The sequence below is a fragment of the Mycobacterium senriense genome, from assembly GCF_019668465.1.
GTDB classification, from domain to species: domain Bacteria; phylum Actinomycetota; class Actinomycetes; order Mycobacteriales; family Mycobacteriaceae; genus Mycobacterium; species Mycobacterium senriense.
Window position 1 is genome coordinate 238,217 of the sequence record NZ_AP024828.1, and the last position, 23,487, is coordinate 261,703.

Below are 23,487 nucleotides of genomic sequence, written 5' to 3' on the forward strand. Positions count from 1 at the left end.
CTTGACCGCCTTCGGGCACGACACCTTGTGGCTGGTGCTCGGCAAGGCACTGGCGATCTTCGTGTTCCTTATGCTCAACGTGCTGGTCGCGATTCTGCTCGAGCGCAAGATCCTCGGCTGGATGCAGCTGCGGCCCGGGCCCAACCGGGCGGGTCCGTGGGGTGTCCTGCAGAGCCTGGCCGACGGAATCAAGTTGGCGCTCAAGGAAACCATCACCCCGGGCGGGGTCGACAAGTTCGTCTACTTCGCGGCGCCGGTCATCTCCACGATTCCGGCGTTCACCGCCTTCGCGTTCATCCCGTTCGGTCCGGTGGTGTCGGTGTTCGGGCACCGCACACCGCTGCAGCTGACCGACCTGCCGGTCGCGGTGCTGTTCATCCTGGGGCTGTCGGCGATCGGCGTGTACGGAATCGTGCTGGGCGGTTGGGCTTCCGGGTCCACCTACCCGCTGCTGGGCGGGGTGCGCTCCACCGCCCAGGTCATCTCCTACGAGGTGGCGATGGGGCTGTCGTTCGCCGCGGTCTTCCTCTACGCGGGCTCCATGTCGACGTCCCAGATCGTCGCCGCGCAGGACCGGGTCTGGTACGTGTTCCTGCTGCTGCCGTCGTTCGTCATCTACCTCATCTCGATGGTCGGCGAAACCAACCGGGCGCCTTTCGATTTGCCCGAGGCCGAGGGTGAGCTGGTTGCCGGGTTCCACACCGAGTACTCGTCGCTGAAGTTCGCGATGTTCATGCTGGCCGAGTACGTCAACATGATGACGGTCTCCTCGCTGGCCACCGTCCTGTTCTTCGGCGGCTGGCACGCGCCGTGGCCGCTGAACATGTGGGCCGGCGCCAACACCGGCTGGTGGCCGGTGCTCTGGTTCACCGCGAAGATGTGGACCTTCCTGTTCGTGTACTTCTGGCTGCGGGCCTCGCTGCCCCGGCTGCGCTACGACCAGTTCATGGGGCTGGGCTGGAAGCTGCTGATCCCGGCCTCGCTGGTCTGGGTGCTGATCGCCGCCGTCATTCGCACGCTGCAGAACCAGGGCTATCAGCACTGGACCCCGATCCTGGTGGCCAGCAGCGTCGTGTTCGCCACCGCGATCGTACTGTCGCTGCGAAAGCCGTTCAGCGCGCCGGGTATTCGCGCGCTCGAGAAACAGCTGCGCCGCGAGGCGAAGAAGCTGCCGACCGCACTCGACTCCGCACCCGTATTCCCGACACCGCCGCTGCCATCGAAGGCCCAGAAATCCCTGGCGGCGGCGAGCAAGGAGAAAGCTCGTGGCTAAATTCTTGGACGCCGTAGCCGGATTCGGCGTGACGTTTGGATCGATGTTCAAAAGGAATGTCACCGAGGAGTATCCGGAAAAGCCGGGCCCCGTCATGCCGCGCTACCACGGCCGTCACCAGCTGAACCGCTACCCCGACGGTCTGGAGAAGTGCATCGGCTGCGAATTATGCGCCTGGGCGTGCCCGGCCGACGCGATCTATGTCGAGGGCGCCGACAACACCGAGGAACTCAGGTATTCGCCCGGGGAACGCTACGGCCGGGTCTATCAAATCAACTATCTGCGGTGCATCGGTTGCGGACTGTGCGTCGAGGCCTGCCCCACCCGGGCGCTGACGATGACCAACGACTACGAAATGGCCGACGACAACCGTGCGGACCTGATCTACGAGAAGGACCGGCTGCTGGCGCCGCTGCTGCAGGACATGCTCGCGCCGCCGCACCCCAGGACCGAGGGCGCCACCGACAAGGACTACTACCAAGGCAATGTGACCGCACACGGGTTACGGCAGACCCAGCAGGCCGGAGACTCGAAGTGACCGGATCGGCCGGCCACGTCGCCGCCGTGGCCTCAAGTTTTGCGCAGGACATCATCGTCCGTACCTCCACCGGGGAAGCGATCGCGTTCTGGGTGCTGGGCGTCCTGGCCGTGATCGGCGCGATCGGGGTCGTCACCGCCGTCAACGCCGTCTACTCGGCAATGTTCCTGGCGATGACCATGATCATCCTGGCGGTCTTCTACATGATCCAGGACGCGCTGTTTCTGGGTGTGGTTCAAGTCGTGGTCTACACCGGCGCGGTGATGATGCTGTTCTTGTTCGTGCTGATGCTCATCGGCGTGGACTCCGCGGAATCGCTCAAGGAGACGCTGCGCGGTCAGCGCATCGCCGGCGTGGCCGCCGGGATCGGGTTCGGCATCCTGCTCATCGCCGCCATCGGCAACGTGACCACCGGCGGCTTCGCGGGACTGACCACCGCCAACGCCAATGGCAACGTGGAAGGGCTGGCGGCGCTGATCTTTTCGCGGTACCTGTGGGCGTTCGAGCTCACCAGCGCGCTGCTGATCACCGCGGCCGTCGGCGCGATGGTGCTGGCGCACCGCGAGCGCTTCGAGCGCCGCAAGACGCAGCGCGAGCTTTCGCAGGAACGGTTCCGGTCGGGCGGGCACCCCACCCCGATGCCCAACCCCGGTGTGTACGCACGCCACAACGCTGTCGACGTGGCCGCGTTGCTGCCGGACGGCTCATACTCGAAGCTCTCGGTGTCGCCGATGCTGCAGAGCCGCGGCGCCGACGGCAAGAAGACCCCCTCCCCGTCCCCCGAGCCGAGCCCGACTCTTTCCCAAGGCGGTACGTCGTGAATCCGGCCAATTACCTGTACCTTTCGGCGCTGCTGTTCACCATCGGGGCCTCCGGTGTGTTGTTGCGCCGCAACGCCATCGTGATGTTCATGTGCGTGGAGCTGATGCTCAACGCGGTCAATCTCGCGTTCGTCACGTTCGCGCGGATGCACGGCCACCTGGACGGTCAGATGATCGCGTTCTTCACGATGGTGGTCGCCGCCTGCGAGGTGGTCATCGGCCTGGCCATCATCATGACCATCTTCCGTACCCGCAAATCGGCGTCCGTCGACGACGCGAACCTACTCAAAGGCTGAAGACGCCAACATGACTCAATACACCTGGCTGCTGGTCGCGCTGCCATTGGCGGGCGCCGCAATCCTGCTGTTCGGCGGGCGACGCACCGACGGGTGGGGGCATTGGCTGGGCTGCGCCACCGCCCTCGCGGCGTTCGGGGTGGGCCTGAGCCTGCTCTCGGAGCTGCTCGGCCGCGCGGGCGACAACCGCTTCATCCACCAGAAGGTGTTCAGCTGGATCCCGGTCGGCCAGCTCCAGGTCGACTTCGGGCTGCAAATCGACCAGTTGTCGGTGTGTTTCGTGCTGCTGATCTCCGGGGTCGGGTCGCTGATCCACATCTATTCGGTCGCCTACATGGCCGAAGACCCAGACCGCCGAAGGTTTTTCGGCTACCTCAACCTGTTCCTGGCGTCGATGCTGCTGCTGGTCGTCGCCGACAACTATGTGGTGCTCTACGTCGGCTGGGAAGGCGTCGGCCTGGCGTCCTACCTGCTGATCGGGTTCTGGTACTACAAGCCGACGGCGGCCACCGCGGCCAAGAAGGCGTTCGTGATGAACCGGGTCGGCGACGCCGGGCTGGCCCTGGGAATGTTTTTGATGTTCAGCACTTTCGGCACCCTGTCGTACGCCGGGGTGTTCGCCGGCGCGCCCGCCGCCGGTCACGGCGCGCTGACCGCCATGGGATTGCTGTTGCTGCTGGGCGCCTGCGCCAAGTCCGCCCAAGTCCCGCTGCAGGCGTGGCTGGGTGACGCCATGGAGGGCCCCACCCCGGTGTCCGCGCTGATCCACGCCGCCACCATGGTGACGGCGGGCGTGTATCTGATCGTGCGATCGAATCCGTTGTACAACCTGTCCCCCGACGCCCGGCTGGCCGTGGTCATCGTGGGTGCGGTCACGCTGCTGCTCGGGGCGTTCATCGGCTGCGCCAAGGACGACATCAAGCGGGCGCTGGCGGCGTCGACGATGAGCCAGATCGGCTACATGGTGCTGGCGGCGGGCCTCGGGCCGGCCGGCTATGCCTTCGCGATCATGCATCTGCTCACCCACGGCTTCTTCAAGGCCGGGTTGTTCCTCGGCTCCGGCGCGGTGATTCACGCGATGCACGAAGAACAGGACATGCGCCGCTACGGCGGGTTGCGGGCGGCGCTGCCCATCACGTTCGTCACCTTCGGCCTGGGTTACCTCGCGATCATCGGCGTGCCGCCCTTCGCGGGCTACTTCTCCAAGGACGCCATCATCGAGGCGGCGCTGGCCTCGGGTGGCGTCCGGGGTTACCTGCTGGGTGGGGCCGCGCTGCTGGGCGCCGGCGTAACCGCGTTCTACATGACCCGCGTGATGCTGATGACGTTCTTCGGCAAGAAGCGCTGGGGTCCGGGAGCCCACCCGCATGAGGCACCCGCCCTGATGACGTGGCCGATGATTCTGCTCGCCGTCGGCTCGGTGTTCTCCGGTGGCCTGCTGGCGGTGGGCGGCACCCTGCAGCGCTGGCTCGAGCCGGTCGTCGGAAAGCACGAGGAAGTCACCCACGCGTACCCCGTCTGGGTCAGCTCCGCGCTGGCGCTGGGTGTCGTGGTCATCGGCATCGCGGTGGCCTACGGGTTGTACGCGAGGGCACCGATCCCCCGGGTGGCGCCGCTCTCCGTGTCGGCGCTGACGACGGCGGTGCGCAAGGACTTCTACGGCGACGCCTTCAACGAAGAGGTCTTCATGCGGCCGGGCGCACAACTGACCCACGCGCTCGTCGACATCGACAACGCGGGCGTCGACGGCTCGGTCAACGCGCTGGCGGCGCTGGTGAGTTCGACGTCAAATCGGCTGCGGGGGCTGCAAACCGGCTTCGCCCGCAACTACGCACTGTCGATGCTGACGGGCGCGGTGCTGGTGATCGCGCTGATCCTGGCGGTGCGGCTGTGGTGATTCGCGGCGGCGAGATGAAAAGGAGCGGCGCTGGTGAATAGCGTTCCATGGCTGAGCGTGCTGTGGCTGGTGCCGCTGGCCGGCTCCGTGCTGATCATCCTGATGCCGCCCGGGCTGCGCCAGCTCGCGAAGTGGACAGGTCTGGTCTTCGGCGTCCTGACCCTGGCGGTGGCGGTCGTCGTCACCGTCGGGTTCAAGACCGGCGGCGCGCCTTACCAATTCGTCGAAAGCCACCAGTGGATCCCGGCGTTCGGCGCCGGCTACACCCTGGGCGTCGACGGCATCGCGGTGGTGCTGGTGCTGCTGACCGCGGTGCTGATTCCGGTGCTGCAGGTGGCCGGCTGGAACGATGGCGGCGAGCGCAGCCGCAGCGTTCAGGCCTATATCGCCCTGACGCTGGCCATCGAGTCGATGGTGCTGATCTCAGTGGTCGCCCTGGACGTGTTGCTCTTCTACGTCTTCTTCGAGGCCATGCTCGTCCCGATGTACTTCCTGATCGGAGGTTTCGGTGGCGGGGCCGGCAGGTCACGCGCGGCCGTGAAGTTCTTGTTGTACAACCTGTTCGGCGGTCTGATCATGCTGGCCGCGGTGATCGGGCTGTATGTGGTGACCTCGCAGCACGGTTCAGGCACCTTCGATTTCCGTGAGATCGTGGCCGGCGTCGCGTCGGGCCGCTACGGCGCGGACTCGGCGGTGTTCAAGGCGCTGTTCCTGGGCTTCATGTTCGCGTTCGCGATCAAGGCTCCGCTGTGGCCGTTCCACCGCTGGCTGCCCGACGCCGCCGTCGAGGCCACCCCGGCGACCGCGGTGCTGATGATGGCGGTGATGGACAAGGTCGGCACCTTCGGCATGCTGCGCTACTGCCTGCAGCTGTTCCCCGGTGCCTCAACGTATTTCCGCCCGCTGATCGTCGTGCTGGCGGTCATCGGGGTGATCTACGGCGCGATCGTCGCCATCGGCCAGACCGATATCATGCGGCTGATCGCCTACACCTCGATCTCGCACTTCGGGTTCATCATCCTGGGCATCTTCGTGATGACCACCCAGGGGCAGAGCGGGTCGACGCTGTACATGCTCAACCACGGCCTGTCCACGGCCGCGGTCTTCCTGATCGCCGGCTTCCTGATATCGCGGCACGGCAGCCGGTCTATCGCCGACTACGGCGGCGTGCAGAAGGTGGCGCCCGTACTGGCCGGCACCTTCCTGGTCTCGGCCATGGCCACCCTGTCACTGCCGGGCCTGGCGCCGTTCATCAGCGAATTCCTGGTCCTGCTGGGCACTTTCAACCGGTACTGGCTGGCCGCCGCATTCGGGGTCACGGCGTTGGTGCTCTCGGCGGTCTACATGTTGTGGCTGTACCAGCGCGTGATGACCGGGCCGGTCGTCAGCGGCAACGAGAAGATCGGTGATCTGCGTGCACGCGAATTGATCGTCGTCGCACCGTTGATCGCGCTGCTGCTGGTGCTCGGCATCTACCCCAAGCCCGTGCTCGACATCATCACTCCCGCCGTCGAGAACACCATGACCACCATCGGCCAGCATGACCCCAAGCCGACCGTCCCGATGGGACCGGTGGGAACACCCGGGCCAGCCGACCTACACCGGACCGCCGAAGGACCGCGATGACCCTCCCTACCCCGAGCATCCAGTACTTCCTGCTGTGCCCGACGCTCATCGTGTTCGGCGTCGCCGTGGTGTGTGTCCTCGCAGAGGCGTTCCTGCCCAGGCGAATTCGCTACACCGCGCAGGTGACGCTCTCACTTGGCGGATTGATCGCGGCGTTCGTCGCGGTCATCGCCGTGAGCCGCTCGATCCAAAGCTCGGGCCGTGTCGCGGTGTTGGGCGCCATGGCCATTGACCGCCCGACGCTGTATCTGCAGGGCACCGTGCTGCTGGTCGCGGTGATGGCGGTGATCTTCATCGCCGAACGCACCCAGGCCAAGGCGGACAGCAAAGTGTCCGTGGGAGTCGGCACCGCCGGCACGGGCGGCCTGGACTCCTTCACGCCGCAGGCATCGGCGGTGCCCGACAGTGACGCCGAGCGCGAGGCCGAGCGGGCCGGGGCCGCCCAGACGGAGCTGTTCCCGCTGGCGCTGCTATCGGTCGGCGGCATGATGGTCTTTCCCGCGTCCAATGACCTGTTGACCATGTTCGTCGCGCTGGAAGTGTTGTCGCTGCCGTTGTACCTGATGTGCGGCCTGGCCCGCCACCGCCGCCTGCTCTCGCAGGAAGCGGCGATGAAGTACTTTCTGCTGGGCGCGTTTTCGTCGGCGTTCTTCCTTTACGGTGTCGCGCTGCTCTACGGCGCGACCGGCACGCTGCTGTTGACCGGTATCCGTGATGCGCTTGCCGCACGCGGCGACACCTCGATGGCGCTCGTCGGCGTCGCGCTGCTGTCGGTCGGCCTGCTGTTCAAGGTCGGCGCCGTTCCGTTCCATTCGTGGATTCCGGACGTGTACCAGGGCGCACCCACCCCCATCACCGGGTTCATGGCGGCGGCCACCAAGGTCGCGGCTTTCGGTGCGCTGCTTCGGGTTATCTACGTGGCGCTGCCGCCGCTGCACGATCAATGGCGCCCGGTGCTGTGGACCATCTCGATCCTGACGATGGCGGTCGGAACCATCACCGCGGTGAACCAGACCGACGTCAAACGCATGCTGGCCTACTCGTCGGTCGCCCACGTCGGGTTCATCCTCACCGGCGTCATCGCGGACAACCACACGGGCCTGTCCGCCACGCTGTTCTATCTGCTGGCCTACAGCTTCAGCACCGTCGGCGCGTTCGCCATCGTCGGCCTGATCCGCGACGCCGACGGGGTCGAGGACGCGACGCTCTCGCATTGGGCGGGGCTGGGTCAGCGGTCACCCATTGTGGGCGTGATGTTTTCGATGTTCTTGTTGGCGTTCGCCGGCATCCCCCTGACCAGTGGCTTCGTCAGCAAGCTCGCCGTCTTTAAGGCCGCCGCCCAGGGCGGTGCCGTGCCGCTGGTGATCGTCGGTGTGGTCGCCAGCGGGGTCGCCGCGTACTTCTACGTGCGGGTGATCGTGTCCATGTTCTTCACCGAAGCGACCGAGGACACCCCGCACGTGGTGGCGCCGGGCATCTTGAGCAAGGCCGCGATCGCGGTGTGCGCCGCGGTCACCGTCGTGCTCGGTATCTTCCCGCAGCCGCTGCTCGATCTCGCCGACCAGGCCGCCCAGCTGCTGCACTGACGCGGCGTCGGGCCGTCAGCTCATGAACGGCCGGATGGCCAGCAGGTAGATCAGCAGTGCGCCCAACGGGGCCACCAACGGCAACCACGGCAACTGCAAGGGAAATGACGCCGCAACCAGTCCGGCGAGCGTAAACCCCACGGCGCCAACGGCCGTCGGCAGGCTGTCGAGCACCACCGGGGCGGCCCCACCTACCGCGTGGCGGCATACCAGGTAGGCGGCGGCGCACAATCCGGACAGCGCGACGAAGATCAGCGGTGGGTCGGTCAGCATCACGGTGACCGCCGCCAGCAGCACGGCAAGCGTTGCGGCGCGCCGGAATGCAATGCCCACCGCGACCGCGATCAGCGCCGCCGTCCAGGCGACCACCGCGGGGCCCTGCCAACCGCCGGCGGCCAGCCCCACCATCAGCAGGCCGAAACCCGTCGCGAAGGCGGGCGCCCCCACCCGCGCCAGCGTCCCCGTACCGGCGTTAGCCACGGAGCCTCCCTCGCACCCGCCGGCGGCGATCCGGCAACACACCCATGGACTGCTCCAAACCGCTCTCGCCAGCCCACGACACGATGTCCACGCCGATGGTGGCCATGTCGCGGTACATCGCGGAGCGCTGCAGCGCCCACATCCGATCCACCAGGGGATCCTGCTCGTCCTCGAACGGCGAACTGTCCAGGATGTCGACCGCCAGCACGACATGGCCGCGCTTGCGCAGATTGATGAGGGCCAAGGCGAATTCGGTGTCGAGCAGGGTGGAGAACGCGATGACGATCGCGCCGGCGGGCACCGCCGCGCGCGGGGCCAGCGTGCCCGTGGTGTGTTCGAATCGGTCTCCGGCGTTCAGGACGGTGTCGAGCACCCGATAGAACTGGCGCTGCCCGATGTCGGCACCCAGCCAGCGCGGGTGGTTACCCCCGAGAGCGACGATGCCGGCCCGGTCACCGTGGCGCAACGCGGTTTGCACCACTTGCGCCGCCCCGCGCACGACCCGCTCGGTGGCCTCGGTGGCCGGGCCCGCGGGCTGGCGATACGCATCGATCAAGACGACGACGTCGGCGGCGCGGTCGGTCAGCCGCTGTGTCACATGCAGTTGGCGGCGGCGCGCGCTCACCGGCCAGTTCACCGCGCGCAGTTGGTCGCCCGGCACATAGGGGCGGATGTCGGCGTATTCCACGCCGGGCCCGATATGGCGGGTCAGGTGGGCGCCCAGCCGGTCGAGCAACTCGATCTGCGGGATGGGCGTGAGCTGCGGCGGCGTCAAGGGAAACACGATGACCTCGGCGGCCCCGACGGTGGCCGTTCCGGTGAGCAGCCCACCGCGGGCAACGACGTCGATACGAGCACCGATGGAATACCGGCCCCAGCGCCGCGCGGTCGCTGTGACGGTCTTCTCCTGGCCCGCATCGGATTCGGAGATCTCGAGCTCCATGCCGGCGATGTCCGGAATACTGACCTGGACGGCCGATGCGCCTTCTTGTGTCACCCATACCCTGACGTGTGCCTGCTCGCTTTCAAAGCAGCGCTGGGCGTCGGGTTCGCCGTGCACACGAATCGTCGGGACGGGCCGCTGCCAGCTGATCGAGCACAGCACGCCGAGCAGGGGCGCGGCGAAGGCGATCAGCTGCCACCGGGCGCCGATCACGGCGGCGGCTATCGCGAACCCCACGCAGGTGGCGATCGCTCGCGTCAAGCTCGATGCGCGCCAGCGGAATTCGGCCGCAACGCCGGACGTCACGCCGGGCTCATCCGGTGTCTCCGGCGCCGGCGCCGGTCCGCGGCACCGGCAGGCGGTGCAACAACTCAGCGATCACATCGGCGCCCTGGATCTTTCGCACCCACATTTCGGGGCGCAAGGTGATTCGGTGCGAGACCGCCGCGATGGCGAGCGCCTTCACATCCTCGGGAATGACGTAGTCGCGGCCGAGCAGCAACGCGCGGGCGCGGGCGAGTTGCACCAGGTCGAGTTCGGCGCGCGGGCTGGCGCCCACCGCAACCTGGGGATGGTGTCGCGTCGCATTGGCCAGCGACACCACGTAGTGCAGGACGTCTTCGTGCACGGTCACCTGCTCGACCGATTCGCGCATGGCCAGCAGGTCATGCGCGTCCACCACCCGGTTGACCGTCGGTTCGGCCGAGCCGCGTTCGAGGCGGCGGCGCAGCATCGAGGTCTCGTCCTGCTCGCTGAGATACCGCAATTCCAGCCGGATCGCGAATCGATCGAGTTGCGCCTCGGGCAGTGGATACGTGCCCTCGTACTCGATCGGGTTATCGGTGGCCAGGACGATGAAAGGCTTTGGTAGCTGGTGTGTTTCGCCGTCGATGCTGACCTGGCCTTCGGCCATCGCCTCCAGCAGCGCTGCTTGGGTTTTCGGCGGTGTGCGGTTGATCTCGTCGGCCAGCAGCAAGTTGGTGAAGATGGGGCCGGGCCGGAACGCGAAGCGGCCGGACTGCATGTCGTAGATCGTCGAGCCGAGCAGGTCCGCCGGCAACAGATCGGGCGTGAACTGCACCCGGGTGAATTGCAGCCCCAGCGCGGCGGCAAAGGATCTCGCGATCAGTGTCTTGCCCAGGCCGGGCAGGTCTTCGATGAGGATGTGGCCGCGCGCGAGGACCGTGGTGAGGATAAGCCGTAGCGCGGAGCGCTTTCCCACCACCACGCGTTCTATCTCGTCGAGAATCGCTTCGCAGTGTGCGGTCGTGGTTGCGGCCGGCAGCGTCATGTTGGGATCGCGCCTCCTGTCATACCTGCTCCAGCTTCAGCAGAATCTCTTCCAGCGCGGCACGACCCGGACCGGGTTCGCGGTCACCGCTGCGCCTGACGTTGTTGGGATTCACCCATTCCCACAGTTCCGCACCGAAAAGCATACGTCCGGTCGCGTGGAAGGCCGTCGGGTCTTTGGATTGTCTTTGGCCAGTTGTCATCTCGTAACGACGCGCGAGCATCGGGCGCAGATGGCGGTCCCAGTCGGCCCTGGTGGCCTCCGACCACCGGATCGTCGTCTCGGTGGCGGAAAGCCAGCGGCGCAACGAATCCCCGAGCTCGTCGGCGCCCGGCTCCCCTTCCGCATCGAAGCCGCGCGCCAGGGCTCGACGGAGGCTGAGCAACACGATGGCCAGCCCGGCGCCGGCGGCCGCCAACACCCATCGTCGATCGTGCTGCGTCAGTGCCAACAGTTCTGTGCCGATGATGAGGCAAACGCCCAGCGAAACAATCTTTTTCATGCGGCGCTCCGGGAGCCCAGCTCGTCGAGGACCAGTCGGAGCACGCCCACCGCGGTGTCGCGGTGGCCCTCGTTCATCACGTGGGGGCTGAACCGCGCCTCGGCGAACAGATTCACCAATTGGACGGCGTTGTCGGCATGCAGCGCATGGTGTTCGACCGCGCGGGCCAGCACCTCGGTCGGGGTGTCGAATTCCTGGGGAACCGCGCCGGGAACATGTGCGAGTTCGCGTTCCATCGCGGCATAGCAGGCGATGATCGCCTCGCGCGGTTCACGGCTCAGGTCTGTCATCTCGGCCAGTCCACGTTCGGCGGCTCGCGCCAGCGACTCCGAACGCGGCGCGGGCGCCGGGGATTCCGCCGGCTCGCCGGCGTTGGCGGGAGCCGCCGGACGCCAGCGCCGCCGAGCCGAGGCGACCGTCCCGGCGACGAACATCACCAACATGGCGACCGTGCAGGCCAGGAGGATCCCCAGCAGGTTCTGAGAGCCGTCGCGAGCACGGTGCGGATGCTGCTGGGGCGGCGGCTGTGCGGGCGGGTGCGTCGACGCTGCCGCCCCACTATCGGGCGATTGTGGGGCGGGGGGAGCGATACCGTGGCCCAGAAATCGGGCCAGCAGCATCGCGATCAGCAGCCAGGCCGTGATCACGGCCATCCCGATCAACAACACGCGCCAGCTCGGTCGTCCCTTACCGGTGCCGAGCATTTCTGACAGGGCACCCGTAGTCGGCGCGGGAGCCCGGGGGTCTCGCAACCGCGCGACCACGGCGACGGCGATCAGCGCGAGGGTCACCGTGAGAATCGCTACCACGAACGTCAGCGCCGCCCGACCCCCCGACTCGCTGCGCATCGCATCGTGGCGGGCGGGGAGGTAGCCGCGCAGGGCGGCAGCGACCACGAGCAGCAGAACGATCAGGGCTACGACTCGCCCTGTCGGCTTGTCCATACCAGGCATTGGCACACCACTCGATTGGTTGCCTGCCGCCGTCGCGGCACTGACTTTCCTCATACTTGCACGTCAGGCCGCCCTAGGGCCAGGACCGGCGTTCCTGCTGATCCACAGCCGCGATTCGTCCACATATTTCCCTTGCCCGCGTGAACGCGGACGCGTGTTCCAGCACCGCAACCGAATATCTGGGACTCACCGGACACCCCCGGCCGTGGGACACTCAGCGGGTGCCGCCCTATCGCGACGTCGGCGCGTTCAACGACCGCGCGACCGGCTACGACGGCGGCTGGCGAGGCCGGCTGCATCACACGATCTCCGACCGCACCGCCGATCTGGTCATGCGGACGGCGACGTCCGCCGACACCATCCTCGACGTGGGGTGTGGCACCGGTTATTTGCTGCATGTGCTGGCCGACCGCTATCCGGACGCGGAGCGGCTGGCCGGGATCGACGCGGCACCGCAGATGGTCGACGTCGCGCGATCGGTTGCGCGCGACGACCGGTTGACCTTCACGCACGGGGTCGCGGAGGAGCTCGGCTACCCCGACCATACCTTCGACCTGATCGTGAGCACGACGTCATTCGACCACTGGTCCGATCAGCAAGCGGGCCTGGTCGAGTGCGCTCGAGTGCTGCGGCCCGGCGGGCGGCTGGTGCTGGTCGATCAGCTGTCGCGGTGGCTGGTGCCGACGCTGGCCGGTAGTCGACGGGGCAAAGCCCGCACCCCTGGCCGCGCCGAGCGGCTGCTGACGCAGGCGGGATTTCGGTCCCTGCAATGGCACAGGGTGCACGCAGTCATCATCAACGCGGTGACCGCGATCGCGCCCGTCTAGTCCACCGCGAAGGGCCGGAAGCTGCCGTCGAGCACCTGAAGGTGACCGATGGTGCGCCCCGTGACCTTGACGGGGTCGACCAGGACCAATTCGACCGCGGCGCGGGCGAATTCGTCCTCCGACGCGGTCTCATCGAAGTTGCGGGCATAGTACGAGAGCCCGGGCGTGAGAATCGCTTTGGACGGCGACAGCGCGTTGACCGCGATGTTGTGGTCGGTGAGATCGTAGGCCGCGCACTGGGTGAGGTGCTCGAGCGCCGCCTTGGATCCGCCGTAGCCGGGCAGCACCCCGCCGCTGCGGTCGGCGTACGGGCCGTCGCCGGGCAGTCGCGACGCGACCGAGGTGATGTTGACGATCGAGCCGCCGCCGGCCTCGATCATGTCGGGGCACACCATCTGCATCAGCTCGTAGGCCGCGAACACCGCGATGTCGAAGTGCCGGCGATACGCGTGCAGCGGCGTGCTGACGAACCCCGGCCAGCCGGGTTTGGCGGCCCCAGCTTTGCCGGCCGCGCCCGCAGGCTTGACACCCGCGCCCGCGGGCTTACCGGCATCCTTGGCGGCCCTGTCACCCGACTGGGCACCGGGCGCCGGTGGCCGTCCCGGCGCGGTGAAGGCCGCATTGTTGATCAGAATCCCGATGGGGCCCAATGCCTCTCGCGCCGAATCCACCAGCCGGGCGATCTGATCGCGGTCGGTCAGATCGGCGCGGACCGCAACGGCACGGCCGCCCGCCGCCTCGATGTCGGCGACCGTCTCGCCGATGGTTCCCGGTAACCGGTCGTCCCATACTTCTTCGGTACGCCCGGCAACCGCCACCGCGGCACCCTCGGCCGCCAGCGCCAGCGCGATCGCGCGGCCCAGGCCGCGGCTGGCGCCGGTGACGATCGCGGCCCGGCCCGCAAGCCGTCCCGTCATCGCCGCACCCCGTGCACGACGATCGCCGTGGTCTGCTCGACCCACGCATCGTCGAGCTCTTCTTCCGGACGCAGCAGCATCCGCAGCATCGTCGCTCCCCCGATCAACTCGATCAATCGGTCCGGATCCACATCGGGATGGGCTTCGCCCCGGTCAACCGCCTCGCGCAGCCGGACCCGCACCGCGGTGAACAGGTCCACGAACCGCGCCATCACCCGGGCATTAAGCGCGGGGTCGGCCGTCATGTCGGCGACCAGACCGGGCAGTGCGGCGCGCACTACCGGGGTGGTGAACACATCGCGGGTGGCCTCGATCATCATCCGCATGTCGGCGGCGATATCCCCGGCCGGCGACTCCAGCGCGGTCGGTGTTGTCGGGAAGGCGGCCTCGTGCACCAGTTCGGCCTTGCTCGACCACCGCCGGTACAACGCGGATTTCGTGGTGCCGGCGCGCTCGGCAACCGCGGCCAAACTGATGTTGGAATAGCCTGTTTGGACAAGCAGTTCCGCGGTCGCCGAGAGGATCGCCGAGTCGATACGGGGATCGCGCGGGCGGCCGGCGCCGGAGGCCTTGTCAAGGCCGGACGGGTCTGCTTTCATAACGCTACCTACCGTATCGTAATTGCCTCAACGAAGGAGGCACCTTATGCCAGCAGAACCCGCGGTCGACAACGTCGGCCGGCTCCAGCGCTCCAGCCGTGACGTCACGACGTTGCCGACGGTGATGTCACGCTGGCTCTCCACCGTACTGCCGAACGCCGCACAACCCGAGGTGACGGTGGAAAGCGGCGTGGACTCGACCGGCATGTCGTCGGAGACCATCATTCTGACCGCGCGCTGGCAGCAGGACGGCGAGCCGATCGAGCAGAAGCTCGTGACCCGAGTCGCGCCCGCCGCCGAGGACGTGCAGGTCTTCCCCACGTACCGGCTCGACCACCAATTCGACGTCATCCGCCAAGTCGGCGAGTTGACCGACGTGCCCGTGCCCAGGGTGCGCTGGCTGGAGAACACCGGCGACGTCCTCGGCACACCGTTCTTCGTGATGGACTACGTCGCCGGTGAGGTGCCGCCCGACGTCATGCCGTACACGTTCGGTGGCAACTGGTTCGCGGACGCGCCCGCCGAGCGGCAACGCGAACTGCAGGACGCAACCGTCGGCGTGCTGGCCAAGCTGCACTCGATTCCGAACGCGCAGAGCATGTTTGGCTTCCTCACCAAGGGTCAGGCCGGGGACACCGCGATGCGCAAGCACTTCATCTGGGTGCGCTCCTGGTACGACTTCGCGGTCCCCGACATCGGGCGATCACCGCTGCTGGAGCGAACTTTCGACTGGCTGGAAGCCAACTGGCCGGACGAGGCGGCCGCCGCCGAGCCGGTACTGCTGTGGGGCGATGCCCGGGTGGGCAACGTGCTGTACAACGACTTCCGCCCGGTGGCGGTGCTGGACTGGGAGATGGTCACGTTAGGACCACGCGAGCTGGACGTGGCGTGGATGATCTTCGCGCACATGGTCTTTCAAGAACTCGCCGGGTTGGCGACCTTGCCGGGGCTGCCCGGGGTGATGCGCGAGGAGGACGTGCGGGCCACCTACGCGCGGCTCGCCGGCGTCGAAGTCGGCGACCTGCACTGGTTCTACGTGTACTCGGGCGTCATGTGGGCCTGTGTCTTCATGCGCACCGGTGCCCGCCGGGTGCACTTCGGCGAGACCGAGAAGCCCGACGATGTCGAATCGCTGTTCTACCATGCCGGATTGATGAAGCGTCTTATCGGAGAGGACCAGTAATGCTCGGACCACTCGACGAGTTCCCGGTACACCAGATTCCCCAGCCGATCGCGTGGCCGGGCCCATCGGACCGCAACTTCTACGACCGCTCCTACTTCAACGCCCACGACCGCACCGGGAACATCTTCGTGATCAGCGGCATCGGGTACTACCCCAACCTCGGGGTCAAGGATGCGTTCCTGCTCATCAGGCGCGGGGACACCCAGACCGCCGTGCACGTTTCGGACGCCATCGACCAGGACCGGCTCAACCAGAACGTCAACGGCTACCGCGTCGAGGTCATCGAACCGCTGCGCCAGCTGCGCGTCGTCCTCGACGAAACCGAAGGCATCGCAGCAGATCTCACCTGGAAAGGGCTGTTCGACGTCGTCCAGGAACAGCCGCACATCCTGCGGGCGGGCAACCGGGTGACGCTGGACGCGCAGCGTTTTGCCCAGCTGGGCAGCTGGAGCGGACACCTCGTCATCGACGGCGAGGAAATCACCGTCGACCCCAACACCTGGCTGGGCAGCCGCGACCGGTCCTGGGGCATCCGCCCGATCGGCGAGGCTGAGCCCCCGGGACGGCCCGCCGACCCGCCCTTCGAGGGCATGTGGTGGCTGTACGTGCCCATGGCCTTCGACGATTTCGCGATCGTACTGATCATCCAGGAGGAGCCCGACGGGTTCCGGTCGCTCAACGACTGCACCCGAATCTGGCGCGACGGCCGCGTCGAGCAGCTGGGCTGGCCGCGGGTCAAGATCCACTACCGCTCCGGCACCCGCATCCCGACCGGCGCGACGATCGACGCCACCGCCCCCGACGGCACCCCGGTGCACTTCGACGTCGAGTCCAAGCTGCCGGTGCCCATTCACGTCGGCGGCGGCTACGGCGGCGACTCCGACTGGATCCACGGCATGTGGAAGGGCGAGAAGTTCGCCGAGCGCCTGACCTACGACATGACCGACCCGGCCATCATCGGCCGGGCCGGGTTCGGTGTGATCGACCACGTCGGCCGCGCGGTCTGCCGCGACGGCGACGGCGAGCCGGTCGAGGGCTGGGGCCTCTACGAGCACGGCGCGCTGGGCCGACACGACCCGTCCGGGTTCAAGGATTGGCTGACGGTCGCGCCGTAGTTCAGCGGCGGTACTTCGCGCCGGGGTGGTCGGCCGGCAGTAGCGGCCCGGGGGCGCCCAGCCGTTGGCGCAGGGTGCAGCGCGGCTGCTCCCCGAGTACCCGTCCCCGCCGGCGCAGCTCGGGGACAACGAATTTCGCGAAATCGACGAAGGTACCCGGGGTCGTCACGTAGGCCAGATTGAACCCGTCGACGTCGGCCTCGTCGACCCACCGCTCCAATTCGTCAGCCACCTCGGCCGGCGAACCCACCAGCACTGGCCCGCGGCCGCCGATGCCGATCTCGTAGGCCAGCTCCCGCACGGTCCACGACCGCTCCGGCGCGGCGGTGGTGAACGACGCCAGCGCCGAGCGGTTGGCATCGGTCTCGACATATGTCAGCGGATCGTCGGGGTCGAACTCGGCCAGGTCGACCCCGGTCCACCCGCCGAACAGGGCGAGCGCGCCGGCCGGGCTGACGAACCGCCGGTAGTCCCGCAGCTTGGCGACGGCCTCGTCGCGCGTCTCGCCGACCACCGGGGTCACCATGGTGAACACCTTGATGGCACGGGGGTCCCGACCCAGCTCGGCGGCGGCCGCGCGCAGCGCCCCCACCGGGCCGGACACGACCTGCGGCGTCGGCCCCGAGACGAAGACCGCCTCGGCGTGTGCCGCGGCGAACCGGACACCCCGCGGCGACGCCCCGGCCTGGAACAGCACCGGAGTGCGTTGTGGCGACGGTTCACACAGGAACGGGCCGGGCACCGAGAAATAGCGGCCCTTGTGCTCGATGTCGTGCACCTTGGCCGGGTCGGTGAACACGCCCCGCTGCGCGTCGCGCACCACGGCGTCGGCCTCCCACGAGCCCTCCCACAGCTTGTAGCAGACCTCGAGGTACTCGTCGGCGATCTCGTAACGCCGGTCGTGCGGGATCTGGGCATCAAATCCCAAATTCTTTGCGGCACTGTCTAAATAGGACGTGACGATGTTCCATGCCACCCGGCCGCCGGTAAGGTGGTCCAGTGTCGAGAGCCTGCGCGCCAGCGCGTACGGCTGCTCGTAGGTCAGCGACAAAGTGATGCCGAAGCCCAGCCGCTCGGTCACCGCCGCCATCGCCGAGACTGCGGCGGTCGGGTCGTTGACCGGGAACTGGGCGGCGTCGGCGACCGCCGCGTCGCGCGACGCCCCGTACACGTCGTAGACCCCGAGGACGTCGGCGAGGAACAGCGCGTCGAACCCGCCGGCCTCCAGGATGCGGGCCAACTCGGTCCAGTAGCCCAGTTCCCGGTAGCGGTAGCCCTGGTCATCGGGGTGGCGCCACAGTCCCGCGGACTGATGCCCGACGCAGGCCATGTCGAAGGCGTTGAGAAAGATCCTTCGCGGTGCACTCATCCGAGATGATCCTCACGTGTCTCGCCCGCCGCGTACGCGGCGGCGGCTGTGATCGCCGCCAGCACCGCGAAGTAGCCCACGATCAGCCACGGCCGGCCGCCCCCGACCACCAATAACGACGCGGCTATCAACGGCGCGAACCCCCCCGAGAGCACCGCGCCGATCTGATAGCCCAACGATGCGCCGCTGTAGCGCACCCGGGTGTCGAAGAGTTCGGCGAACCAGGCCGCCTGGGGCCCGTACATGGCGTCGTGAACGACGTTGATGCCGAACACGATTGACAGCACCACCCACAGCACCGACCCGCTGCCGGCGGCCACGAAGAACAACACCAGGGCAACGACTCCGGCCACCGCGCCGAACAGGTACGGTGGCCGCCGTCCCACCCGATCCGACAGCAACGCCCAGCCCGGTGTGCTCAGGAACCCCAGGGCCGACGACACCAGCACCGCGACCAGACCCACCGAGCTGCCCTTGCCGAAGTAATCCTGCAGATAGGTAAGTGAATACGTCGTCAGCAACACGAAAAGCCCGATCTGCGACAGTCGCAACCCGGTGGTGATGGCAACGTTGCGCGAATCGGTGCGCAGCACTTCGACTATCGGCAGCCGGGCCAGCTCGTCACGCGCCTTGACCCGGTCGAAGATCTCGGCGTCGGTCAGCCTGAGCCGGACGAACAGGCCTATTCCTACCAGAAAGACGCTGAGCAGGAACGGGATTCGCCATCCGTATACCAGGAACGCGGTGGGTCCGGTGGCCCCGCGGGCGAGAAAGAACACCGAGGTCGCCAGCAGCATGCCGGCCGGCGATCCCAGCTGCGTGAAGCTGCCGAACAATCCGCGACGATCGGGCGGTGCATGCTCCACCGAGAGTACCGCGGCGCCACCCCATTCGGCGCCCACGGCGAGACCCTGCAGCACACGCAGCGACGCCAGCAGGGCCGGCGCCGGCAGCCCTGCCTCGGCATAAGTCGGCAACACTCCGATCAAGGTGGTGACCAACCCCATCACGACCAACGCGCCCACCAGAACCGCTTTACGGCCCAACCGGTCGCCGAAGTGCCCGGACAGCACCGCGCCAAGGGGTCGGGCCCCGAATCCGGCGGCATAGGTGGCGAACGCGGCCAACGTCCCCGCGGTCGGTGAGATGTTGGGGAAGAAAAGCGGTTTGAAGACCAGCGCAGACGCGGTCGCGTACAGGTAGAAGTCATACCACTCGATGGTGGTCCCGATCATGCTGCCCAGAGCCACGGTTCGCAGGTGGGGTGTGCTGCCGGCGACCGGCGCCGGACCGGCAAAACTGGTGGAAATCACGTGGTCGCAGCGTAATTAACATGCCCGGGTCGGCATACGTTTGCCATCGCGGTGATGCGAAACGCCCAGCGATTCGGCAGTCAGCTTGCAGAAATTGCCGTGAAAACCGGGGAAATGCGGTTCACTGGACCGCGTGTCAAAACCCCCGCGGATTGTCGACGTTGTCGTGGTCGGTGCGGGCTTTGCCGGACTCGCCGCGGCGCGCGAGCTGTATCAACAGGGCCATGACGTGGTGGTTTTCGAGGGTCGCGACCGGGTCGGCGGACGGTCGCTGACCGGCAGCGTCGCCGGATTGCCCGCGGATCTGGGCGGCACTTTCGTCGGGCCGACCCAGGACGCCGTCTTGGCGATGGCCGCCGAACTCGACGTCCCTACCACCCCGACGCACCACGACGGCAAGAATCTCATCCATTGGCGCGGGTGGACCCACGCGTATCACGGCACCATCCCCAAGCTTTCGCTGACGGGGCTGCTGGACATCGGCCGGCTGCGGTGGCAGTTCGACAGGATCGCGCGCGGCATCCCGCTGGCGGCGCCGTGGGACGCCCGCCGGGCGCGCGAGCTCGACGGCCTGTCGCTCGGCGGCTGGTTGCGCTCGGTGCGGGCAACCGCCTCCTCACACGACCTGCTGGCGATCGTGGCGCGGGTGACCTGGGGATGTGAACCCGACGACGTGTCGATGCTGCACGCCGCCCGCTACGCGCACGCGGCCGGCGGCCTGGACCGGCTGCTCGACGTCCAGGACGGTGCCCAACAGGACCGCTTCCCCGGTGGCACCCAACAGATCGCCGAGGCCGCGGCAGCCGAGCTGGGCACCCGGGTGGTGCTCAATGCCCCGGTGCGTCGAATCGAGCGCCACGGCGCGGGCGTCACCGTCACGACCGATGTCGGCGAGACCGAGGCCGGCTTCGTCATCGTCGCCATCCCGCCGGCCCATCGCGCCTCGATCGAGTTCACTCCCCCGCTGCCCGCCGAGTACGAACAACTCGCCCGGCATTGGCCGCAGGGCCGGCTCAGCAAGGCGTACGCGGCCTATTCCACGCCGTTCTGGCGGACCAACGGATTTTCCGGGCAGGCGCTGTCCGACGAGGGCCCGGTTTTCATCACCTTCGACGTCAGTCCGCACCCGGACGGTCCCGGCATCCTGATGGGTTTTGTCGACGCCCGCGCGTTCGACTCACTGCCCAGCGATCAGCGTCGCCGCGACGCGTTGCGCTGCTTCGCAACGCTTTTCGGTGATGACGCGCTCAAACCCCTGGACTACGTCGATCATCGTTGGGGCGTGGAGGAATTCGCGCCTGGCGGCCCCACCGCCGCGGTACCGCCGGGGTCGTGGACCCGGTTCGGGCCGTGGCTGCGCGAACCTGTCGGGCCGATTCACTGGGCGGGCACCGAAACCGCAGACGAGTGGACCGGGTTCCTCGACGGGGCGATCCGCTCCGGACAGCGCGCGGCCGCCGAGATCACCGCCCTGCTATGAACTGATCCGGCGGGTGGCGGCGTTGTGCATGGCCGTCTCGGCGAGTGCGCGCAACTGACGATTCACCTCGCGCGGGTGTTCCAACATCGAGCAGTGCCCGCCGGGCAGCTCGACCAGCTCGATCAGGTTGGGTGCGGTGCGTGCGATCCTGCGCGACTGGCTGATGGGGGTCAGGCGGTCGCGTTCGCTGCCGATGACCAACGTCGGCACGGTCAGGCCGTCCAGGTTGAGATACCGCGACCCCAGCGACATGACCAGCGCCCTCGCGCAGCCGGCCCGCCCCGCCGGTGATGTCTGCTCGAAGAGCTCGTAGACGAGCCTGGCGATGCTCGGATCGGCGTCTCGCCCGGTGGCCAGCATCGCCACCACGTACCGGCTCGGGATGCGGGCGGCGCCGGGGACCGGGAAGCCACCGAACGCGTTGATCAAGGCGCGCCCGGCGAGAACTCGTGCCGCGGACAACCCGTACGGCGCCGGCAGCAATTGCACCCGTCGGATCAGATCTCCGGTCGTAGTGTTGATCAGCGCGACGGCGTCGGCGCGCCGGGCAACCTTGTGGCGGTAGCGCTCAGACCACGCGGCGATGGTGATGCCGCCCATCGAGTGACCGGCGATCACGGCCCGCTCGTGTGGCGCCAGGGTCGCATCGAGCACCGAATCCAGGTCGGAGGCAAGGTGTTTGAGGCTGTATTCCTTGGGTCGCGGCACGCCGCTTCTGCCGTGGCCGCGATGATCGAACGCGATCACCCGGTAGTCGTTGGACAGGTCGGCGATCTGATAGGCCCACGCCCGGATCGCGCAGGTAATGCCGTGGGTCAAGACGATCGGATAACCCTCGGGCGGCCCGAACACCTCGACGTGCAGCCGGGTGCCGTCGGGGGCCCGGACCGACACCGTCTCACTCGGCGGCAACTTGTCGGGGAACGGGTCAACTGGGCGAGCCGATCGTCGAGCACTCATCACCGCTCCCCCCTCCAACGCGGCCCCATTGCCGCAGCTAAGGATGAGACGATTTTAGGCCGAAGTTCGGTTCGCTTTTGCCGAAATCCGGCAAACGATTCTTATGAGACGCTTACACCCGTGTCGGGCTTATCGCGTCGGGCATTTTTCGCGGCCGCGACCGGCGTGGCCGGCGGTGGGCTGACGGCCGCCTGCGTGTCGAACCCACCGACGCGCGCGGGCGAGCGCCCGTCCGATGCGCCCCCGCCGCCGGACACCGCGGCGATCCTCGTCGTCGGCGCCGGGATGGCGGGTCTGTCCGCCGCCCGCAGCCTTGCCGACGCCGGACGGCCGGTGCGCGTCATCGAAGCCCGCGGCCGCATCGGCGGCAGGGTGTGTACCGACCGCGACTGGGGCACGCCCCTGGAACTGGGTGCGTCGTGGATTCACGGCACGACGGAAAACCCGCTGACCGAGCTGGCCCGGCGGGCACGGGCCCAGCTGATCAGCACCGACTACTACGGGTGGGCCGAGCTCGCGGTGGATCCCGCCGTGGCGCCGCTGGATTACCACAGCGCGACCTGGCGATCGTTTGTCGAGCGGGCGCGCGGTCAGGCCGGCGCGGGGAGTCTGGGCGCCGCCGTGCAAGCCGCCGCCGACAACGCACGGTTGTCCGCGGCCGATCGCACGCAGCTGGCGTTCTACCTCACCACCGAGATCGAGGACGAATACGCCGCCGACGCGAACCAGCTCTCGGCGGGCAGCTTTGACAAGGGTGACTACGCCGGCGGTGACCACGACGTCATCACGAACGGCTATGACGCCCTGCCGAAATCGCTCGCCGACGGACTTGCCATCGAGCTCAACTCGCCGGTCACCGCGATCGCGCAGCGTGACGGTGCCGTCATCGTGCGGACCAAAAACAGATCGTTTCAGGGGCCCGCCGCAATCGTGACGGTTCCCCTCGGCGTGCTGAAATCCGGTGCGATCGCCTTCGATCCGCCGCTGCCCGATGGGCATGACCAGGCCGTGCGGGCGTTGGGCTTCGGGGCGTTGTCCAAGAGCTTCTTTCGCTTCGATCGACGAACGTGGAAGGCAGACAACGCCTTCTATCAGCACATCGGGCCCGAAGGCGGGCTGTGGTCGCAGTGGTTCACCTTGCCGAGCACCACCGTTCCCATCGCCGTGGCCTTCCACGGCGGCGAGCGGGGACGATTCGTGGAATCCTGCGCACCCAAGGATCTGCTGGCCGGCGCGCTACCGGTGGCCCGCCGGCTCTTCGGCGACAACGTGGCGCTGACGGATGTGCGGACGTCGAACTGGACCCTCGACCCGTACGCGCTGGGTGCATATTCGTTTCACCCGCCCGGCTCCGGCCTGGACGACCGGCGCCGTCTGCAGCAACCGGTCGGCGACCGGCTTTATCTGGCGGGCGAAGCTGTGGGCGTCGACAATCCGTCCACGGTGACGGGTGCGCTGGTCAGCGGCCGCTACGCCGCGAACCAACTGCTGCACAAACTGAACGGGTGACCCGGCCTG

22 protein-coding genes are annotated in these 23,487 nt (G+C 67.8%); 12 read left to right on the top strand and 10 right to left on the bottom strand.

Features of this window, described 5'->3' with window-relative positions:
* Window position 1 precedes the first annotated feature (1 nt).
* Genes nuoH through nuoN form a run of 7 tightly spaced genes read left to right on the top strand, consistent with a single transcriptional unit; the run spans window position 2 to window position 8,037 of the window.
* On the top strand, window positions 2–1,273 hold the full coding sequence (nuoH, locus tag MTY59_RS01205) for an NADH-quinone oxidoreductase subunit NuoH (protein ID WP_221046194.1): 1,272 nt from the start codon (window positions 2–4) through the stop codon (window positions 1,271–1,273).
* Window positions 1,266–1,811, top strand: coding sequence for an NADH-quinone oxidoreductase subunit NuoI (nuoI, locus tag MTY59_RS01210; RefSeq protein WP_221044063.1), 546 nt, complete (start codon window positions 1,266–1,268; stop codon window positions 1,809–1,811). Before nuoH ends, nuoI begins: the two co-directional genes overlap by 8 nt.
* A 26-nt stretch (window positions 1,812–1,837) precedes the next feature.
* Window positions 1,838–2,632 (top strand): NADH-quinone oxidoreductase subunit J, encoded by a 795-nt coding sequence (locus tag MTY59_RS01215; RefSeq protein WP_221046195.1) that lies wholly within the window; start codon window positions 1,838–1,840, stop codon window positions 2,630–2,632.
* On the top strand, window positions 2,629–2,928 hold the full coding sequence (nuoK, locus tag MTY59_RS01220; protein ID WP_007772892.1) for an NADH-quinone oxidoreductase subunit NuoK: 300 nt from the start codon (window positions 2,629–2,631) through the stop codon (window positions 2,926–2,928). Before MTY59_RS01215 ends, nuoK begins: the two co-directional genes overlap by 4 nt.
* A gap of 10 nt (window positions 2,929–2,938) precedes the next feature.
* Entirely contained in the window at window positions 2,939–4,825 is a 1,887-nt protein-coding gene (nuoL, locus tag MTY59_RS01225) for an NADH-quinone oxidoreductase subunit L (RefSeq protein ID WP_221044064.1), read from the top strand.
* Window positions 4,826–4,858: 33 nt separating this feature from the next.
* On the top strand, window positions 4,859–6,451 hold the full coding sequence (locus MTY59_RS01230; protein WP_221044065.1) for an NADH-quinone oxidoreductase subunit M: 1,593 nt from the start codon (window positions 4,859–4,861) through the stop codon (window positions 6,449–6,451).
* Window positions 6,448–8,037: an NADH-quinone oxidoreductase subunit NuoN gene (nuoN, locus tag MTY59_RS01235; RefSeq protein WP_221044066.1), complete on the top strand. Its 1,590-nt coding sequence runs from the start codon at window positions 6,448–6,450 to the stop codon at window positions 8,035–8,037. The genes MTY59_RS01230 and nuoN overlap by 4 nt, the downstream gene beginning before the upstream one ends.
* Window positions 8,038–8,052: 15 nt before the next feature.
* Here nuoN and MTY59_RS01240 read toward each other — a convergent pair whose 3' ends face one another.
* The 5 genes from MTY59_RS01240 to MTY59_RS01260 all read right to left on the bottom strand — a co-directional run bounded on the left by MTY59_RS01240 (window position 8,053) and on the right by MTY59_RS01260 (window position 12,197).
* Window positions 8,053–8,445 (bottom strand): hypothetical protein, encoded by a 393-nt coding sequence (locus MTY59_RS01240; protein ID WP_415823192.1) that lies wholly within the window; start codon window positions 8,443–8,445, stop codon window positions 8,053–8,055.
* A 64-nt stretch (window positions 8,446–8,509) separates the two neighbouring features.
* Window positions 8,510–9,766, bottom strand: coding sequence for a DUF58 domain-containing protein (locus MTY59_RS01245; protein ID WP_221044068.1), 1,257 nt, complete (start codon window positions 9,764–9,766; stop codon window positions 8,510–8,512).
* A 7-nt stretch (window positions 9,767–9,773) separates the two neighbouring features.
* Complete coding sequence (locus MTY59_RS01250; protein WP_221044069.1) at window positions 9,774–10,751, bottom strand: AAA family ATPase; 978 nt, start codon at window positions 10,749–10,751, stop codon at window positions 9,774–9,776.
* 19 nt (window positions 10,752–10,770) lie between these two features.
* Window positions 10,771–11,253 (bottom strand): hypothetical protein, encoded by a 483-nt coding sequence (locus tag MTY59_RS01255; RefSeq protein ID WP_221044070.1) that lies wholly within the window; start codon window positions 11,251–11,253, stop codon window positions 10,771–10,773.
* Window positions 11,250–12,197: a DUF4129 domain-containing protein gene (locus MTY59_RS01260; RefSeq protein ID WP_221044071.1), complete on the bottom strand. Its 948-nt coding sequence runs from the start codon at window positions 12,195–12,197 to the stop codon at window positions 11,250–11,252. The genes MTY59_RS01255 and MTY59_RS01260 overlap by 4 nt, the downstream gene beginning before the upstream one ends.
* Before the next feature lie 149 nt (window positions 12,198–12,346).
* On the opposite strand from MTY59_RS01260, the gene MTY59_RS01265 reads away from it, so the two are divergent.
* Window positions 12,347–13,033: a class I SAM-dependent methyltransferase gene (locus MTY59_RS01265; protein ID WP_221044072.1), complete on the top strand. Its 687-nt coding sequence runs from the start codon at window positions 12,347–12,349 to the stop codon at window positions 13,031–13,033.
* Here MTY59_RS01265 and MTY59_RS01270 read toward each other — a convergent pair.
* Both MTY59_RS01270 and MTY59_RS01275 read right to left on the bottom strand, forming a co-directional pair.
* Complete coding sequence (locus MTY59_RS01270) at window positions 13,030–13,950, bottom strand: SDR family NAD(P)-dependent oxidoreductase (RefSeq protein WP_221044073.1); 921 nt, start codon at window positions 13,948–13,950, stop codon at window positions 13,030–13,032. The two genes, MTY59_RS01265 and MTY59_RS01270, sit on opposite strands and share 4 nt — an antisense overlap.
* Entirely contained in the window at window positions 13,947–14,549 is a 603-nt protein-coding gene (locus tag MTY59_RS01275; RefSeq protein ID WP_221044074.1) for a TetR/AcrR family transcriptional regulator, read from the bottom strand. The genes MTY59_RS01270 and MTY59_RS01275 overlap by 4 nt, the downstream gene beginning before the upstream one ends.
* A gap of 46 nt (window positions 14,550–14,595) precedes the next feature.
* Between MTY59_RS01275 and MTY59_RS01280 the strand changes: the two genes are divergently transcribed.
* Window positions 14,596–15,732, top strand: a complete 1,137-nt coding sequence (locus MTY59_RS01280) for a phosphotransferase family protein (protein WP_221044075.1) — start codon at window positions 14,596–14,598, stop codon at window positions 15,730–15,732.
* Entirely contained in the window at window positions 15,732–16,847 is a 1,116-nt protein-coding gene (locus MTY59_RS01285; RefSeq protein ID WP_221044076.1) for an Rv3169 family protein, read from the top strand. The genes MTY59_RS01280 and MTY59_RS01285 overlap by 1 nt, the downstream gene beginning before the upstream one ends.
* A 1-nt stretch (window position 16,848) precedes the next feature.
* Here the strand turns inward: MTY59_RS01285 and MTY59_RS01290 are convergent, their stop codons facing one another.
* Together MTY59_RS01290 and MTY59_RS01295 are read right to left on the bottom strand one after the other, a co-directional pair.
* The gene (locus MTY59_RS01290; protein WP_221044077.1) at window positions 16,849–18,216 is read right to left on the bottom strand and encodes an LLM class flavin-dependent oxidoreductase; all 1,368 of its coding nucleotides are present in this window, start codon (window positions 18,214–18,216) and stop codon (window positions 16,849–16,851) included.
* Window positions 18,213–19,451 carry an MFS transporter gene (locus MTY59_RS01295; protein ID WP_221046196.1) on the bottom strand — a complete coding sequence of 413 codons (1,239 nt, stop codon included), beginning with the start codon at window positions 19,449–19,451 and terminating at the stop codon, window positions 18,213–18,215. Before MTY59_RS01295 ends, MTY59_RS01290 begins: the two co-directional genes overlap by 4 nt.
* A 211-nt stretch (window positions 19,452–19,662) precedes the next feature.
* Between MTY59_RS01295 and MTY59_RS01300 the strand changes: the two genes are divergently transcribed.
* Window positions 19,663–21,009 carry a flavin monoamine oxidase family protein gene (locus tag MTY59_RS01300; RefSeq protein ID WP_221044078.1) on the top strand — a complete coding sequence of 449 codons (1,347 nt, stop codon included), beginning with the start codon at window positions 19,663–19,665 and terminating at the stop codon, window positions 21,007–21,009.
* On the opposite strand, the gene MTY59_RS01305 is transcribed toward MTY59_RS01300, so the two are convergent.
* Entirely contained in the window at window positions 21,004–21,969 is a 966-nt protein-coding gene (locus tag MTY59_RS01305; RefSeq protein ID WP_221044079.1) for an alpha/beta fold hydrolase, read from the bottom strand. The genes MTY59_RS01300 and MTY59_RS01305 overlap by 6 nt on opposite strands.
* Before the next feature lie 120 nt (window positions 21,970–22,089).
* Between MTY59_RS01305 and MTY59_RS01310 the strand changes: the two genes are divergently transcribed.
* Entirely contained in the window at window positions 22,090–23,478 is a 1,389-nt protein-coding gene (locus MTY59_RS01310) for a flavin monoamine oxidase family protein (RefSeq protein ID WP_221044080.1), read from the top strand.
* Window positions 23,479–23,487 lie beyond the last annotated feature (9 nt).

Bases quoted from the DNA above. Each gene is read 5' to 3' on its own strand.
- nuoL (WP_221044064.1), top strand. From the start codon at position 2,939: ATGACTCAATACACCTGGCTGCTGGTCGCGCTGCCATTGGCGGGCGCC.
- nuoN (WP_221044066.1), top strand. From the start codon at position 6,448: ATGACCCTCCCTACCCCGAGCATCCAGTACTTCCTGCTGTGCCCGACG.
- MTY59_RS01240 (WP_415823192.1), bottom strand. From the start codon at position 8,445: ATGGTGGGGCTGGCCGCCGGCGGTTGGCAGGGCCCCGCGGTGGTCGCC.
- MTY59_RS01250 (WP_221044069.1), bottom strand. From the start codon at position 10,751: ATGACGCTGCCGGCCGCAACCACGACCGCACACTGCGAAGCGATTCTC.
- MTY59_RS01255 (WP_221044070.1), bottom strand. From the start codon at position 11,253: ATGAAAAAGATTGTTTCGCTGGGCGTTTGCCTCATCATCGGCACAGAA.
- MTY59_RS01260 (WP_221044071.1), bottom strand. From the start codon at position 12,197: ATGGACAAGCCGACAGGGCGAGTCGTAGCCCTGATCGTTCTGCTGCTC.
- MTY59_RS01270 (WP_221044073.1), bottom strand. From the start codon at position 13,950: ATGACGGGACGGCTTGCGGGCCGGGCCGCGATCGTCACCGGCGCCAGC.
- MTY59_RS01275 (WP_221044074.1), bottom strand. From the start codon at position 14,549: ATGAAAGCAGACCCGTCCGGCCTTGACAAGGCCTCCGGCGCCGGCCGC.
- MTY59_RS01280 (WP_221044075.1), top strand. From the start codon at position 14,596: ATGCCAGCAGAACCCGCGGTCGACAACGTCGGCCGGCTCCAGCGCTCC.
- MTY59_RS01285 (WP_221044076.1), top strand. From the start codon at position 15,732: ATGCTCGGACCACTCGACGAGTTCCCGGTACACCAGATTCCCCAGCCG.
- MTY59_RS01290 (WP_221044077.1), bottom strand. From the start codon at position 18,216: ATGAGTGCACCGCGAAGGATCTTTCTCAACGCCTTCGACATGGCCTGC.
- MTY59_RS01295 (WP_221046196.1), bottom strand. From the start codon at position 19,451: ATGATCGGGACCACCATCGAGTGGTATGACTTCTACCTGTACGCGACC.
- MTY59_RS01305 (WP_221044079.1), bottom strand. From the start codon at position 21,969: ATGAGTGCTCGACGATCGGCTCGCCCAGTTGACCCGTTCCCCGACAAG.